This is a genomic window from Bacillus sp. MRMR6, assembly GCF_001940785.1.
In the GTDB taxonomy this organism is placed as follows: Bacteria; Bacillota; Bacilli; order Bacillales; family Cytobacillaceae; genus Neobacillus.
In genome coordinates this window covers 66,154-81,822 of sequence record NZ_MSLS01000003.1, presented here as the reverse complement: position 1 = coordinate 81,822, position 15,669 = coordinate 66,154, and the positions used below count along the sequence as shown (strand labels likewise).

12 protein-coding genes are annotated in these 15,669 nt (G+C 43.1%); 9 read left to right on the top strand and 3 right to left on the bottom strand.

Going from position 1 to position 15,669, the window contains the following annotated elements; genetic code table 11:
• Positions 1–22: 22 nt before the first annotated feature.
• A complete protein-coding gene (locus tag BTR25_RS04620; RefSeq protein WP_075686617.1) occupies positions 23–2,017 on the top strand; it encodes a penicillin-binding transpeptidase domain-containing protein in 1,995 nt (664 codons plus the stop codon).
• Positions 2,018–2,382: 365 nt separating this feature from the next.
• On the opposite strand, the gene BTR25_RS04615 is transcribed toward BTR25_RS04620, so the two are convergent.
• Together BTR25_RS04615 and BTR25_RS04610 are read right to left on the bottom strand one after the other, a co-directional pair.
• Entirely contained in the window at positions 2,383–5,445 is a 3,063-nt protein-coding gene (locus BTR25_RS04615; protein ID WP_075686615.1) for a rhamnogalacturonan lyase family protein, read from the bottom strand.
• A gap of 379 nt (positions 5,446–5,824) precedes the next feature.
• Positions 5,825–6,151 (bottom strand): MGMT family protein, encoded by a 327-nt coding sequence (locus tag BTR25_RS04610; protein ID WP_075686613.1) that lies wholly within the window; start codon positions 6,149–6,151, stop codon positions 5,825–5,827.
• Between the two features lie 5 nt (positions 6,152–6,156).
• On the opposite strand from BTR25_RS04610, the gene BTR25_RS04605 reads away from it, so the two are divergent.
• The 5 genes from BTR25_RS04605 to BTR25_RS04585 all read left to right on the top strand — a co-directional run bounded on the left by BTR25_RS04605 (position 6,157) and on the right by BTR25_RS04585 (position 10,001).
• A complete protein-coding gene (locus tag BTR25_RS04605) occupies positions 6,157–6,387 on the top strand; it encodes a pyroglutamyl-peptidase I family protein (RefSeq protein WP_075686611.1) in 231 nt (76 codons plus the stop codon).
• Between the two features lie 477 nt (positions 6,388–6,864).
• Positions 6,865–7,137, top strand: coding sequence for a sporulation transcriptional regulator SpoIIID (spoIIID, locus tag BTR25_RS04600; RefSeq protein ID WP_075686609.1), 273 nt, complete (start codon positions 6,865–6,867; stop codon positions 7,135–7,137).
• 147 nt (positions 7,138–7,284) lie between these two features.
• On the top strand, positions 7,285–8,289 hold the full coding sequence (mreB, locus tag BTR25_RS04595) for a rod shape-determining protein (RefSeq protein WP_075686607.1): 1,005 nt from the start codon (positions 7,285–7,287) through the stop codon (positions 8,287–8,289).
• A gap of 251 nt (positions 8,290–8,540) precedes the next feature.
• Positions 8,541–9,494, top strand: a complete 954-nt coding sequence (locus tag BTR25_RS04590) for a calcium/sodium antiporter (protein ID WP_075686605.1) — start codon at positions 8,541–8,543, stop codon at positions 9,492–9,494.
• Positions 9,495–9,704: 210 nt separating this feature from the next.
• On the top strand, positions 9,705–10,001 hold the full coding sequence (locus BTR25_RS04585) for a DNA-directed RNA polymerase subunit beta (RefSeq protein ID WP_254842630.1): 297 nt from the start codon (positions 9,705–9,707) through the stop codon (positions 9,999–10,001).
• Positions 10,002–10,080: 79 nt separating this feature from the next.
• On the opposite strand, the gene BTR25_RS04580 is transcribed toward BTR25_RS04585, so the two are convergent.
• Entirely contained in the window at positions 10,081–11,718 is a 1,638-nt protein-coding gene (locus tag BTR25_RS04580) for a zinc ribbon domain-containing protein (protein WP_075686601.1), read from the bottom strand.
• A 348-nt stretch (positions 11,719–12,066) separates the two neighbouring features.
• Here BTR25_RS04580 and BTR25_RS04575 point away from each other — a divergent pair, with 348 nt between their 5' ends.
• From BTR25_RS04575 to BTR25_RS04565, 3 genes are all read left to right on the top strand, one after another.
• A complete protein-coding gene (locus BTR25_RS04575) occupies positions 12,067–13,434 on the top strand; it encodes a zinc ribbon domain-containing protein (RefSeq protein WP_075686599.1) in 1,368 nt (455 codons plus the stop codon).
• Between the two features lie 64 nt (positions 13,435–13,498).
• A complete protein-coding gene (locus BTR25_RS04570; RefSeq protein WP_075686597.1) occupies positions 13,499–14,350 on the top strand; it encodes a hypothetical protein in 852 nt (283 codons plus the stop codon).
• Complete coding sequence (locus tag BTR25_RS04565) at positions 14,350–15,654, top strand: type IV secretory system conjugative DNA transfer family protein (protein ID WP_075686595.1); 1,305 nt, start codon at positions 14,350–14,352, stop codon at positions 15,652–15,654. The genes BTR25_RS04570 and BTR25_RS04565 overlap by 1 nt, the downstream gene beginning before the upstream one ends.
• Positions 15,655–15,669: the final 15 nt, after the last annotated feature.

The following is a 15,669-nucleotide window of genomic DNA, read 5'->3' as shown; positions in this document are numbered from 1 at the left end:
AGTAGACAGGGAGGGGATTTTTTTGAAAAAAATAATTGGGGTGCTGCTGGTGTTGATCGCTGTGCTGGCTGGCTGCAGCAAGGAACCGACGCCTCAGGACCGATTCGCTGAGTACATAGAATTATGGAATGAACAGAAATTTGATAAAATGTATGACTACCTTACCGACGGTTCGAAAGAAATCATCACCAAGGAAGATTTCGTGAGCCGCTATCAAAAAATCTACGACGACCTACAGATTACTGACCTCAAGATGACCTTCGACAAGCCGGAAGAAGATGAGCAGGCCAAGGAAGAAACAGCCGGTTATACGTTTTCTGCCAAAATGAATAGCATCGCAGGAGAGATTGAATTCACACATAATGCGAAGATGAAAAAAGAAGAGCGAGAGAATAAAAACAACTGGTATGTAAACTGGAACACGACGCTTATTTTTCCAGAATTGAAGGATGCTGATAAAATCAGCCTTAGTTTCGTAGCACCTCAAAGAGGACAAATCCTCGATCGTAGCGGCAATGGAATGGCGGTCAATGGCCAAGTCTATGAAATCGGCGTGGTGCCTGAGTTGCTGGAAGGTCAGAAGGAGCCGGTGATTCAACAGCTTTCAAGCCTGTTAAAAATGACCCCGGATCAAATAAACAAGGCATTGAATGCCAGCTGGGTAAAGCGAGAGCTGTTTGTACCATTGAAGAAGGTTTCGATGGATGAAAAGGAGCGGATTGCTCAATTGGTTGCGTTAGAACCGGTTCGGACGAAAAAAGTCGGGGCTAGGATTTACCCATACGGGGAAGCGGCAGCGCATTTAATTGGCTATGTCGGCTCGATTACCGCGGAGGAATTGGAAAAGCTGAAGGATAAAGGCTACACCAGCACAGACCTGATTGGAAAAAGAGGTCTGGAGGAAGTGTATGATGAGCAGCTGAAGGGCAAGAGTGGCGTGAAAATTACCATTAAAAAACCGGATGGTAAAGAGGAACTCCTTGCTGAAAAAGCCGTGGAGGATGGCAAGGATATCAAGCTTACCATCAACGGGGATGTACAGTTGGATTTATATGATGAGCTGAAAGGGGAGGCAGGCACAGGAGCCGCAATAGACCCTACTACGGGCGAAACCCTGGCACTTGTCAGTAGCCCGTCTTTTGACCCAAATCAGGCGGCTCTGGGCTTCTCTACGAGTGAGTGGAAAGCTTTGCAGGAAGACCCTTTGCGACCGATGACGACACGCTTCAATAAAGGGTATGCACCGGGGTCGGTGTTGAAGCCGCTGACGGCCTCGATTGGTCTCGGTACCAAGGCGATTACACCAGAGCAAAAGATGGAAGTGAGCGGTTTAAAATGGCAAAAGGATAAATCATGGGGCGGCTATTTTGTTACCCGTGTTCATGAAGCAGGTTCTGTGAATCTTGATCAAGCACTGGTGTACTCGGACAATATTTATTTTGCGCAGGCGTCTTTGACGGTTGGGAAGGATGCTTTTGCCGAGGGCTTGAAGCAATTTGGCTTTGAAGCGGAGTTAGATTATCCATTCCCATTGCAAAAATCAACGATCGGGGATTTGGGGAAGGAGATTTCACTCGCTGACTCAGGGTACGGTCAGGGCCAAATCCAAATGAGCATTGTTCATTTATTGCAAACCTACACACCGCTTGTGAATGGTGGCAATATGATTAAGTCGATTCTTTTAGCGGATGAAGAGAAAAGTCAGGTGCTGAAAGAGGGCGTAATGGCTAAGGAGCATGTAGGATTGATTAACGGAAGTTTGCGGAAGGTTGTTTCTAGTAAGGAAGGAACGGCGCATTCGGCGGAAATGGCTGACTACCCGCTTACTGGTAAAACAGGTACGGCTGAAATCAAACAGAAACAAGGAGAGAAGGGCACAGAAAATGGCTGGTTTATTGCTTATAACGCCAGCGTGCCTAATTTAATGATCGCAATGATGGTCGAAAACGTGCAGGAACGCGGCGGCTCCAAGGTTCCGGTGGGCAAAGTGAAGAATGTGTTTGAATTAATGAAATAATGATTGGAAAAATAACGCCTTGGGGTACTCGCCTGGGCGTTATTTTTTTGGGAGTGTTTGATTCCTTTGGTTACCATTTTTTATTGGGTAAGGGAACCATTCACTTGCACTGATGCCTATGACAACCAATTTTCACCGACCAAGGGAATCAAACGTCCCCACTGATGCCCGTGGCAACCAATTTTCACCGGCCAAGGGAATCAAACGCCACCCCTGATGCCCGTGGTAACCATTTTTCACCTGGCAAGGGAATCATACACCACGAACGATGCCAGTAATCGAGGAAAAATAGCTGGAACGGTAATCAGAACCCCAAAAAAATAAGGTTAGGCAGAATCCTCTGCCTAACCTCATCTCAATAAGACTTACTTCCAATCCTCAATCAATTGTTCCGCAGCAGCAATCAGTGCTTGATCAACCTTATTTTTGTGTGCGTGCTTGATAAAGTCCTGCATATGTTTGATTGCCTGTTTCGTGTTTCCTTTTTCCAGGTGGTGCTGTACTTGATCTAGGGTGTTCTTTAAGACAGGAATAGCTACTTTTAAGTTAACAGTATGTGTTAAAGAACCTAGAGTGGTTGTATAGCCTACTGCCGGTGCTGCCAATTCGCCGGCTAGCACAGCGTCGCGGATGTCTTCACCAAGGTAGAATCCGATATGCGGCGGCTGGTTGTAGGCAACGTTTTGCCATGCAATTGCATTTCGATAAACAGAATCATGCATTAAGGTAAACAGTCGATACTCAGTTGGAATGGTTGTACTGTATACGCGAAGCTCAGTATCGTCATTAGTCGGTAATAGCACTTCCTCACGCCAGTCTCCAAGAATATCAGCCTGGAGTGTAGGAGTAGCCTTTGTTCCATTGCTGCTATGAACGCCTTTAAAAGCTTCTACAAGGTCAGTTTTACCTGTTGATTCATTATACTTTGTGATAGAAGTGTTATCTAAGAGCTCGTGTAATAAATCGCCATCCCAGTAAAGGGCAAAGTTAGAAGAAAGTCCTGCAGCTCTAGAGCTGTCAGCGACTACACTGCCTTGAACATTGTAGATTCCGCCTCCAGTTTCGACTGTGTCGCCACCCCAGCCCCAGAATTCATAGCCTGGCTTAGAGGTGATATTAGCGGCAACACCTCGGCCTGCGTCAATAGAGCCAAAGTAGGACATTAAGGTTTCACCGGTTGCTGCATCATGCAGCTCTAAAGAAGCTACAGCTGGTACCTCGTGGACACCAAAGAACAGCAAACCTTCACGGTCAGGATCAAAGGCACCAACATGCATGGCATCGCCGTGGGAACCTTGTTCACGCTGCATTTCGCCATCCATTACGTATAAAATAGAGCCATCATGGTCTAGCGTCAAGGATCCGGCAATGATTTCATCAAAACCATCATTATCCACATCGCCTGTTGCCAGACTATGGAAGCCCATACTTTTCCCGCGGCCCGCCACATCAGAATCAAAAGTCCATTCCTCAACAAGCTCGCCGTCCACTAAACTATAAGCGACAAAGCTTGTTCTTTCATAATAACCACGGCCATAGATCGCACTTGGCTTTTTACCGTCTAAATAAGCTAATCCAGCAAGGAAGCGGTCAGAACGGTTTTGCCACGTGTCGCCCCATGAAGCCCCGCCATCTTCGCCAAGAGGGAAGGCGTAGTCAATCGTATCAATCACTTCTCCCGTTTCACCATTGAAAACAGAGATGTACTCAGGTCCGCCGATGACGTGACCGTTAGCTCCTAACCATTTTCCATTATCCTCAGCGTTTCCAATCACACTTAAAACCTTACTGCTGTCAAACTTACCATCGGTTACACCGTAGGAAGTGGTAGCGTCAGCTGTTTTAATCAGGAATTCACTTTTTCCATTACCGTCAAAATCAGCAACGATAAATTGATGATAATGGGCACCTGAAGTCAGGTTAAGTCCCATATTGATTCGCCATAAAAGCGTACCGTCGAGCTTATACGCATCAAAGATCGTTGGACCAGTCATCCCAGTTTGCGAGCTGTCAATGGCATTGGTAGGATACCATTTTACAATAACTTCGTACTCGCCATCGCCGTCAAGGTCGCCGACACTTGAATCATTTACCGTATACGTATACTTACCTGTAGCGGTTTCGCCGCCTTCAGGCTTTTGCATTGGGATCGACAGGTAATCAGTACCTGCAGCTTCGGCGTTATTTTTTTCAGTAGATTTGCCGTTTACAAGTGTTTCTACTGTGTAGGTATCGCCAGGCTTACCGGCTGCATCAAGATAGTTTGTCACATTCAAAGCTTTAGAATTTAATTTTTTGCCATTTCGGAAAATATTGAATTTCACGTCCTCGGCATACTCGTCTGCAAGCAAACGCCAGCTTACGAAGACGCCATCCTCTGATTTAAGCGCGATGACGCCGCGATCAAGCCATTCTGTCTGTCTTTCATTTTCAGGAGGAGCTAAGCGGTTGTATACGTAGAGCGTTGCTTCTCTATTAAAACTGTTAACAATCCCTTCTGTTTCAACAAGAGTTCCTCTGAATTCATAAACCCCTGCTTCGCTTGGTGTCCAAGCCTTTCCTACTGTTCTCCATTCACTTACAGCCACATCAACGTTCCGGTTATCGGCAAGAGTGACTTTTACCGTTTCAGGCAAACCGATCGAATCGAAGTTAGCAGTAGTTTCACCAGCATATACGCGGTGGTATGGTAGTTGATTCACCTTTGAAATGGTATTGCCAGGAATCTGCACACTGTAGACGCCGAAATCATCAAGGTAGGTGGTCCATGAATGATTGTTTCCAGATGTACGGATGCCGACAAGTCTCACTGCAGCAACCGAACCGTCAAAAGCAACGCCTTCTAATGTAGAAGTGTATTCTTCCGTTTCACCTGTTTCTTTATTTGTCAGTGTTAAGGTAGCTTCATTGTTGATGAGATCAAAGTTCACAGCCACTTCGTACCATGCTTGTGGATTGATGATGCTTGTTTCTGATGGAGTCTGACTGCCCGCAAAGTAGGTTAAAGGAGCATTATTTGTGTTATTTAAGGTAAAAACAATGTTACCTGTTGCATCGATGATTCTAAATTCACCAGCATTTTCAAAAGCTCGCGAACCTTTATCATTATTCTTACCAGGATACCAGTCAAATTTGACCAGGATGTCCTGTCCTTTTACCGCTGTATCAAAATTCTTGCTGGCAACGCGGCCGCCAGATTGATTGTTAATGCTAAATTGTAGTTTCGAGGTATCGTTACCGCTTACATTTTCGGAATTAATTGAAACAGTAGCAGCTGCAGTAGTAAAGCCCCATGTACTGTTGTCTTCGAAATCAGTGCCTGTTTCGAGGCTATAGCTGCTGGTGTCAGCACTAGCAACAAACTGCAGGCTTGAAAAAACAAGAACAAATGCCAAAACGATTGAAAAGAACTTTTGAAAATTTCTCAATTTACATTTCCACTCCTCTGTTTTTTGACCAAGGAAAGAAGCTTATCGTGCTGAATGTCTCCCCCGATTAAGATAAGATTCTTATATGTACATCCTGTTGTGTCAAGAAAACTTCATTTGTCCTTTTGATCCCCCTTTCAAACACTCGTGCAAGCGGATACAAAAGTCAGCAAGCCAAAATGAGTGTTCTGTCAGAAAAAAGATTATTCTGAATTTTCATCCTATCACCCGCCCGGATAACCCGTCTATTACACATTTTTGCATGAAAAAAAGCCCTGATGGCTCAAGGCTTTGTCCTTTTCACTAATACTTTTTAGAAAAAATGCGGTTTTTTTGTGTGTAGGACCATGGTTCTAGTGCTAGGAAAATGGTCTCGGGTCTATTTTTCCACTAAAAGATTCTCTGGATGATGCTGATATTTTTCCAAGTCAATGATGCCCTTGAGGCCGACCGCAACGCCTTCGCTTTCGAGTGAAAACAGCTGCTCTTGGTAGGACTCGTCGTCCTGCATTGCGATTTGTCCTTTGGCATTAACGACACGGTGCCATGGGAGACGGTGCTTTTTGCTCATCGAATGAAGGATGCGGACGACTTGACGGGCAGCACGCGGACTACCTGCTGCGGCTGCAATTTGTCCGTAGGTCATCACTCTTCCTTCGGGGATAAATTGTATAATTGTAATCACTTTTTCTGTAAAAGGCTGCATACAGTTTGTTCCTTTCCAACACTCGTGGCTATCCTGCAAAAATATCAAATACCGCAGGAACCTATCTCTGCAATAATATCATGTATCTCAACCTTCATGAATATAAAATACCAGCAGGATTTATTCATATTCCAGCATCCCATAGCCTGGCGATCCATAGTAAAAAGGAAATGGCTTCATGGTCAGATGAGGACCTGTTGAAGGCAGTGAAAGTTATTGTTGGAACATTAGTTTAGCGCTCAAAACGCTTAAAATTCACAAAAATTATTATACAGCTGAAAATTTTTCATTCGACATGGTTCTGCGACAAATTCCTTGGGAAATAATCAAAAACGTTGCCATTTCCTGGATAAACATGTTAACAAAGAGGATTACAGCCTTTTCGCCGAGATGTCGAAAAAGAGTTTAAAATCGGTAAAATGTCCGATTTTTCAAAAAATTTACTTTATACCTTGTCCTGTTTACTTAATTCGTGCATATTCTCGTATCCAAGCTAATAGAATGGTTACAAACCTTTACAAAGAGAGTGTTTGAGGTGAGGAGTCGTTTGAAATTAACGTGGATCCAGTCGGGGACATGACTATTCATTGTATGATTAGAAGGTATGAGTACCTTCTGCCGCAAGATCATGATTGTGCGGAGCAGAATTCGTTGAAGTGATAAGCGAGTCTCATTTCACACTTCTCACATCCAATTTAGGGAGGGCGAGTGGTGTGCACGATTACATCAAAGAGAGAACTATCAAGATTGGAAAGTATATCGTGGAGACGAGGAAAACAGTTCGCGTCATAGCGAAGGAGTTTGGCGTATCCAAAAGTACAGTCCATAAAGATTTAACAGAGAGACTTCCTGAAATTAACCCTGAACTTGCAAATGAAGTGAAAGAAATATTAGATTATCATAAATCAATTCGCCACCTCCGAGGTGGAGAAGCCACGAAAATGAAGTACCAGAAGGAAGAAAAGGAAGGAGAAGTTGTAAAGTAAGAAGATGATTCTCTTGGACTCCTCCATTATCGACACCATCCTGCAAAATTTTACATCTTTTTTTATTAAAAGTATGGAAATTTTAATGAGTATGGTAAAATAAACAATTAGGTAAGTATGACCGTTTCAAGGAGGAAAGAAAAGAGAATGTTTGCTAGGGATATTGGGATTGATTTGGGAACGGCTAACGTGTTGATCCACGTAAAAGGCCGTGGAATTGTATTGAATGAGCCTTCTGTCGTCGCTATTGATAGGAATACGAACCGTGTTCTTGCCGTTGGTGAGGAAGCTCGTCGCATGGTCGGACGGACACCTGGGAACATTGTCGCGATTCGCCCGCTGAAAGATGGCGTCATCGCAGACTTTGATGTAACTGAAGCAATGTTAAAACATTTTATTAATAAGCTTAATGTAAAGGGATTTTTGTCAAAGCCGCGGATTTTAATTTGCTGCCCAACAAATATCACAAGTGTAGAGCAAAAAGCGATTCGTGAAGCTGCTGAAAAGAGCGGCGGCAAGAAGATTTACTTAGAAGAAGAGCCTAAGGTTGCTGCCATTGGTGCCGGAATGGACATTTTCCAGCCTAGTGGTAACATGGTTGTGGACATCGGAGGAGGAACGACAGATGTTGCCGTGCTTTCAATGGGTGATATCGTAACGTCTTCCTCCATTAAAATGGCCGGGGATAAGTTCGACATGGAAATCCTCAGCCATATCAAGCGTGAGTACAAGCTATTAATTGGTGAACGCACCGCTGAAAATATCAAGATTAACATCGGAACAGTTTTCCCAGGGTCACGCTCTGAGGAAATGGAAATCCGCGGCCGTGATATGGTTAGCGGTTTACCACGTACCATCACAGTACGTTCAGAAGAAATCGAAGGTGCTTTAAGAGAATCTGTTGCCGTGATCGTACAGGCAGCGAAAAGTGTTCTTGAGCGGACACCGCCAGAACTATCTGCTGATATTATCGACCGCGGTGTTATTCTTACAGGCGGAGGCGCGTTGCTGCACGGAATAGACATGCTTCTTGCAGACGAGTTGAAGGTACCCGTACTCGTTGCCGAGAATCCAATGGACTGCGTCGCCATTGGAACAGGCATCATGCTCGACAACATCGACCGCATTGCAAAAAGGAAGCTGCTTGGGTAAAAGCTTGCAAACAAGAGAAGTCTAATGAATGGGCAGACAAGCCTGAATCATTGGGCTTTTTTGTATTAAGGAAATGTCAAAGTAAAAAGTTGATTTTGTATCATGATAAATGTGTTCCAAGTGCGAGACTCAGCAGTAAGGGGCTTTAGCTCTAAGAAGGCTCCCCGTACCTCCTGCTAAAAGCGAAGCATCTGGAGCACCCGTCAACAGGCAACTTTAAAGAACTAATAAAAAAAGGAAGGTATGAAAGCATGACGTATCTGCTATTACTGGTTGGATTTGCATTACTTATTAAAGGAGCAGACTATTTCGTTGAAGGGGCTTCTAATATTGCTCGTACACTTAGGGTTTCCCCGCTGTTGATTGGGCTGACCATTGTGGCATTTGGCACGAGTGCACCGGAAGGTACGGTAAGTATCCTGGCGGCATTGGAAGGAAGTGCAGATGTTGCCGTCGGAAATGTCATTGGGAGCAATATCCTTAATATTACTTTTACTGTGGGTGTAACAGCCTTTTTAAGTCCTTTAATGGTTGAAAGCTCTACGATCCGCAAGGAAATTCCTTTTACCATGCTAGGAAGCATCGTTTTGTTAGTTTTAATCAGCGATGTTGCTCTGAATGGCTCAAATGAAAACCTTCTAACCCGAAGTGACGGGCTTGTGTTTCTGGCAATCTTTAGCATCTTTATTTACTATATTTTTGAAGTGGCACGAAATAATCGAACCGAAACGGTGGATGACGAGCCTGCACCGAAGACCGGATGGGGAAAGAATACCTTATTAACCCTCGGCGGTCTTGCTGCGATTATTTTCGGGGGGCAGCTGGTTGTTACAAACGCAGTTAAAATTGCCTTTTCATTTGGGATGAGCGAAACACTTGTTGGGCTGACGATAGTCGCAATTGGAACTTCACTGCCTGAGCTTGTCACTTCGATTACCGCTGCGATGAAAAAACAAAGTGAAATTGCTTTAGGTAACATTGTCGGAAGCAATATTTTTAATATTTTCTTTGTGCTCGGGACATCTGCCGTCATATCCCCGCTTCCGGTAGACCCCAATATCTTTACAGATATGCTCATATTAATTGGCGTAACCGGTGCTTTGTTCATTTTCTCAAGGTCTCAGCTTAGAATTTCAAGGGGAGAAGGAATCATCCTTGCCATAGGGTATATCATTTATCTTGTTTTTATCATTATGAGAGGGTAATGGAGCATTTTAAGGTGCCAAATCTCCGCAGATTTCCGCCTTTTTTGCGTTATTTTTCCATGGAAATACTTTTTTCGCAAAAAAATACTGTCTATTCACTAATTATTTTTTATAATAGAGTATAATATTAGATAAAATCTCTTGAAAAAAGAAACCTTTTGGACAAGCTAAAGGTCCAAACCTATATATAGATCGTTTAAAGGGGAATAAATGATGTCAGTAAACCATCTGAACCATCAACAAGTAAAATCCAGAGAAGAATATAAGAAGATCAAGGAAGAGGAAAGTAGTAAGACGACGGCAGCAGTTCGTCCAAATACGTACAAACGGGTTCGGATCCGCTTAATTCCTATTTGGCTCCGCGTTCTATTACTGGTGATGATGATTGTCGTTAGTGTCATCGGTGGAGCAGCGGTTGGCTATGGTATACTTGGAGACGGGCAGGCTGGAGATGTTCTAAAGCAATCAACTTGGAATCATATTCTTGAATTAATAGAAAAAAAATAGCGGGAAGAGCTGTTCAGCTCTTCCTTTTTGTTTTATAAATAAAAAAGCTTGCCCTATCATAGGAGCAAGCAACCGGCGTCTATTCCTTTACAACGATAACCGATATGGTTGGACCATCCACTTCTTCGGCGTCGAAGAAGATTTTATAACCATTTTTATAGTAAGTATAAACATATCCTTCGCCTTCAACTTCATTGAAAGATCCCTCAACATTTTCGGAGTAAAGGCTGTTGATTTCTTCTCCTGTCATTCCAACTGTTGCCCCAAACACCGATAGAGTAGGAGCAGAGAAATAATAGCCGGTAACCGTTTCATCAAAATCATCGATGAAGTAGCCTTCCTTACCGAATGCAACCAATCTGGCACCTGAATAATAATCGTCAAAATCCGGCTCTTCATAATGGGCCTTCAAGTCGCTTAAGCTAGTCCCCAATGGGAAAGGAGAGGTAATTTCAGATGTTGCTGACTTTTTCTCACTTGCTTCAGGCTTTTTTCCATCTCCCACATGGACGACAAAGGTGTAAGGAGGAAGGATAGAATCGATGTCACCTGTATAGTTTTCCAGTAAAAACCCATACTCACCTTCAGAGGTAAAAGTAAATTCATTCCCTGCCGCGACAAAATTAGCATTAGAAGTATCGATAGGCGCATATTCCATGCTGTTACTATAAATACTAATATCCCCTTTATCAAACAGGCGTTTCGATTCATCATCTGCGGGTACAAACGTAATTGGCTGGCCTACTTTAACATAGATGGCTTCGTCTCCGGTAGGAACTACGTAGCCGTTAGAATCGAGTGTGAACTCTATTTTCAAAGCATCCTTTGAGCCTACTTCACTGCGGAGGATTTCGGTAATCTTTACTTGATCCTTCTCGACTGCAAATTGGACAGCGCCATGAACCATGACTTCTATATAATCTTCATGTTCCTCGATATAGCTTCCGCTGCCTGTCCAAGCAACTTCACCTGTTCCCTTTTCATCGATTTGAATGGCGTGTGTATCATAGGTTTGAGCTGTACCACTGTGCATGACATTAAATACAACCAAGGCTGCACTCGCGCCCTTAGGATTTAACAGATAAAAATCTCCTACATATGATTCGATATCAATAATGGGATCTGCATAATATTCTTCTGACTCCCAAACACTATCCCAGTTGTTTTCAGAATCGTAGTCGATTACGGCCATTTTTACCTTTTCTTCAAACTCGACTTCGTTATTTCCAATAGCTAGGAGCGTGTAGTAGGAACCTTTAATATTGACTACTTCCTGTTTGATCATCTGCCAGCCTGGGAATAGAGCAGATACGTCTTCATCGCTCATTTCTGGCGGCTTTTTGTCAGCTGTTTCTTCAGGTTCGGCTACTAGAGCTGTTGTCTCTTTTTTCTCGCCGCCGTTATTCATGGTCATCGCGCCGGCAATACCTGCAATTGCTAAGATGACCGCTGCCCCGACACCAATCGCCCACTTAGGAACTTTTTTCTCCCAAGCCGCAGGTGTTTTTCTTTCCGGTTTAGCGTCCTTCGTCTCTTTCGTTAAGTTTAAGGTGCTAGTAGGTACACTAACTTGTTGTTCTTCTTTTTCTGGTTGCTTTGATTTATTGTCCTTCGTAATTTGTTTTGCCACAGCAGTGACTTCTGCGGGCGTGCCGCATTTCGTACAGAATTTTGCTTCAGCTGCGAGTGGATTTCCACATTTTTTACAGAAATTCATGTTGTACCCCCTAGTATGTATCGGTTAAAAAAAGCAAATTACTGTCCATTATATAGTAAATTCACTAGATTTGTAGCTAAATCCCTTTTTTGTGGAAGTTTTCTAGTTTATTTCAAAAAAGCAAGTCTATATTCCTAAAAAAAATGATCCGATTTTGAAAAAAATGTTAAAATTTTGTGAAAAGTAGGGTAAAATGGTCCATAATTAAATAGTTCGTAAATCTAATTAATCTTATCATAAGGCATTAATCCTTTAAATATGGAAATGAAGACCAGTTTTTGAATTTAGGGTACTATACTCCTAGATTGTTTGTATAATATAAAAAGCTTAAAAGTAGAGGAGAGGAATATGTTTTTCTGTAAAAAGTGTGGTAATCAGTTGGCAAAAGGTCAGGTATTTTGTACTAAATGTGGGACAGAGGCGGCTGCCTCTCAGGAAAGAGTAATGAAACAAGAAAAAACCTCAAGGATTGCCTTGAACGAAAAAGTGGAGATTCCGTGGAAGCTAGTGACAATCGTAGTCATAGGCATTGTGATAGCTGCCTCATTAGGCGGGGGTCATATGTATATGATGAAACAAGCCGACCTGCTGAAGGTGATTGACAAGTTTGATGCTGCCATCCAGGGGAACGATGCAGATGCACTAGCGGAGATGATGAATGAGGGGCAATCAGCCGCTCAAGTCTCTGAAGAGGAAGCAGCATCATACATAGAGTATTTAACAGAGGATGAGCAGAACTACTTATCTTTACTAGAGGATTTAAACTTCCAATCTTCGTATCCGGTCACAGACCGGAATGGAAACAATATGTTCAAGCTTGAACAAAAGGCTGACAAGAAGTGGTTTTTGTACAAACAGTATGAAATCATTTTCTATCCTATGGAATTGAGAATTGGTTCAAATCTGGAAGCTGCTGAAATTTGGTTGAATGGTGAAAAGCTCAAAAGGCAAACGGAGCAAGACGCCTACATCGAAGCTGGCTATCTCTTCCCAGGAAAGCATGTAATAAAGGCAGAAGCGGCTTCAGAATATACCAATTTTCAGCTAGAAGAGGAAATTGATTTTTCGGCTGCGGCAAATAATCAGATAGAAGCCATGCTAGAGTTTGATAGCACTACTGTTAAACTTGATGCCAATTTTGATGATGCGATTCTGTTCGTGAATGGAAAGAGCACAGGTAAAAGTATACGAGAAATAGGAACCGTAGGCCCGCTTGCAAGCGACGGCTCTGTCACATTGCATGTCGAGAGAACCCATAAAGGAGAAACAGTGAAATCAGACCAGATTCAGATTTTCGAGGACACAAGGGTTCGCTTTACGTTAGAAGAACCAATTGTCTTTACTGAAGCTGAGATAGCACGATTTATGGATTCTTATTTTTCAACGATGGTTGCCTCGATCAATACAAGAGATGCTTCTGTTGCAAGGTTCGTTATGGACTTAGAGGGCAAGGCTTACACAGAGCATCGCGACTACTTAAAGGTTCTTGAGGAACGCGGCATTACGGAAGAATATCTCAGTATGGAGCTTCTCAGCTACGAGGAAGTTGAAGGAGGCTTTCAGGTTAGAACCAATGAAGAGTATCATATTTTTTATGGTGATGACACAGGAAAATACAAGTCCTTTGAGTCAGAGTTTTTTGTCACACTGTTAAAGGATGGGTTAAGGATTCATACTTTATTAAGCACGAAAGAGTTGGAAAGCAGAGATTTATAAGGTTGTCCATTCTAGGATTTACCTAGAAAATATATATATATAGCAACAACTTAGGGGGAGAAAAATGGATTATGTAAATGGAATTGCCCTGGCAAATGGGGAGAAGGTTGTAAGGAAATATGAGGCTTCTGTGCTGAAAAAGCCGAAGTCAAAGGGGTATTTAATTGCTACAAACCGCCGCTTGATTTTTTCTGGTGAGGGAAGCGGGATTTCTGGTAAAAGTGTGCTCGTGCGCGAAGTGAAAATTGACCAGATCTCTGGAATTGAATCCTTTTATGGAAAAGGCTGGAGTATTGGGAAGTTAATTTTAGCTATTATTTTAACGATATTTTTCCTTATGATGTACAGTGCCACGAGCAGCCCTTACGGCGTCGTGGGGATCAGCTTTCTTTTCCTTTTGGCGTTAGCTTGGCCTGCCTATATCGTGTATAAAATGGTAACAAACCCTGGTAACCAAATGGCATTACAGGTTATTGCAACAGCTCAGTCTCCAAGTCCGATTGGGGTTGCCGTTGAATCCAATACAGGGATTTTAGGAACATTATTTAGCTCTTTAGGTCTTGGTGGGAGCCATGCATGGATGTCGGTTGCAGCAGCAGGACCTGGCAAGCATACGGAAGTGATGGTCAGAGAACTTGGTGCCTTGATTCAAGACATCCAGGTAATGGGCGACCATGCGATTGAAAAATGGGGTCAAGTGGAAATGAAAGCAACGAAAATGAATTCAGAGCCGCAAACGAATTTGATCAAAGAACAGTTAGCAGCAACTGTTGAAAAAATTCAAGAGAGAACAGCATCTGCTCATAAGGCAAGTGCAAGCTGTACTTGTGGTGCGGTGGTTGGAGCAGATGATATGTTCTGCGGCAGTTGCGGGAAAAAGGTAAAGAAAGAAGAAGATGAGGAGATCTTTGGATAATGTCATACTTGCAAAATAATGTATTAAATGGGCAAACGCTCGGGACATTGGAAGCAGGTACGGTTGTTGGCAAGGGTAAGGCAAAGGTCGGAATCCGCGGTAATCAAAATACCGGCATCACCCTTCATGAAGGACTGCTTGCCCGGCATATCCTGACATTGGGAGCCATCGGAAGCGGAAAATCCAATACGATGTATCATGTCATTGAGGCCGTACGCAAGATGATGACCGAAGAGGATGTCATGGTGTTTTTTGATGCGAAAGGCGATTATTTGGAAAAGTTTTATCAGCCTGTTGATTATGTCATTTCCAATAGCCTTGAGCCACATCCCGGGAGTGTGAACTGGAATATTTATAAAGATATTTTGCATACTCCAAAGGAAAAGCGCCAAGAAACGATTCGTGAAATCACTTCGGCATTGTTTAAAGAGGATATTGAAAATTCCCAGGCTCCTGTATTTGGCATGGGGGCAAGGGATATCCTTGCGGCACTGCTCGATATTCATGTTCAGGAAATGGAAGCCGGTAAGAAAAACTGGGACCATGAAAAATTGATCGAATATACGCGGGATTCAACAGACTTAATTTTACGGAATTTATTTTTAGAATATCCAGAGCATAAATGGGTGCGGAACTACATTCAAAAAGATGGCGGGTCTACTACACAAAGCTTTATGGTCCACTTTTATCAAACGATTTATAAGCTGTTCGGCGGTTCGTTTGGAAAGGCAGGAGACTTTTCGATTCGCGAAGCGGTCACGAAAAAGGGCGGCAAAGCTGTTTTTCTTGAATATGACCTTGCGAGCGGAAATGTGCTTGAGTCCGTCTATACCGTGTTATTGGATTTAGCGATGAAGGAAGTGCTTGGGCGCTCCAAGTCGAACGGAAATGTGTACTTTGTTCTTGATGAGTTTCCGCTGATTCCGAAATTGAACTATATGGATAATGCCCTGAACTTTGGACGTTCTCTAGGTGTAAAAGTAATTGCCGGAATTCAAAACGTCGGCCAGGTTGAGTACCGCTACGGGAAAACACTCGCAGGCAGTATCTTGAGCGGATTCGGCTCCGTGTTTGCGTTCCGCTTGTTTGACTTTGAGAGCAGGACCTTTGTTTCCGGACGTCACGGCAAGTCGAAAAAGTGGGTGAGTCTGTTATCCTCTAATTCTAATAAAGGAGTACAGGACACACTCATCGACGGCCATGTCGTCGAGGACTGGGATATCGTCAAACTCAATATTGGGGAATGTGTTGTATCACTGCCAAATGGCGAACCATTCTTGTTTTACCCAACAGAATATTTGTAAGAAAAGTAGGGACAA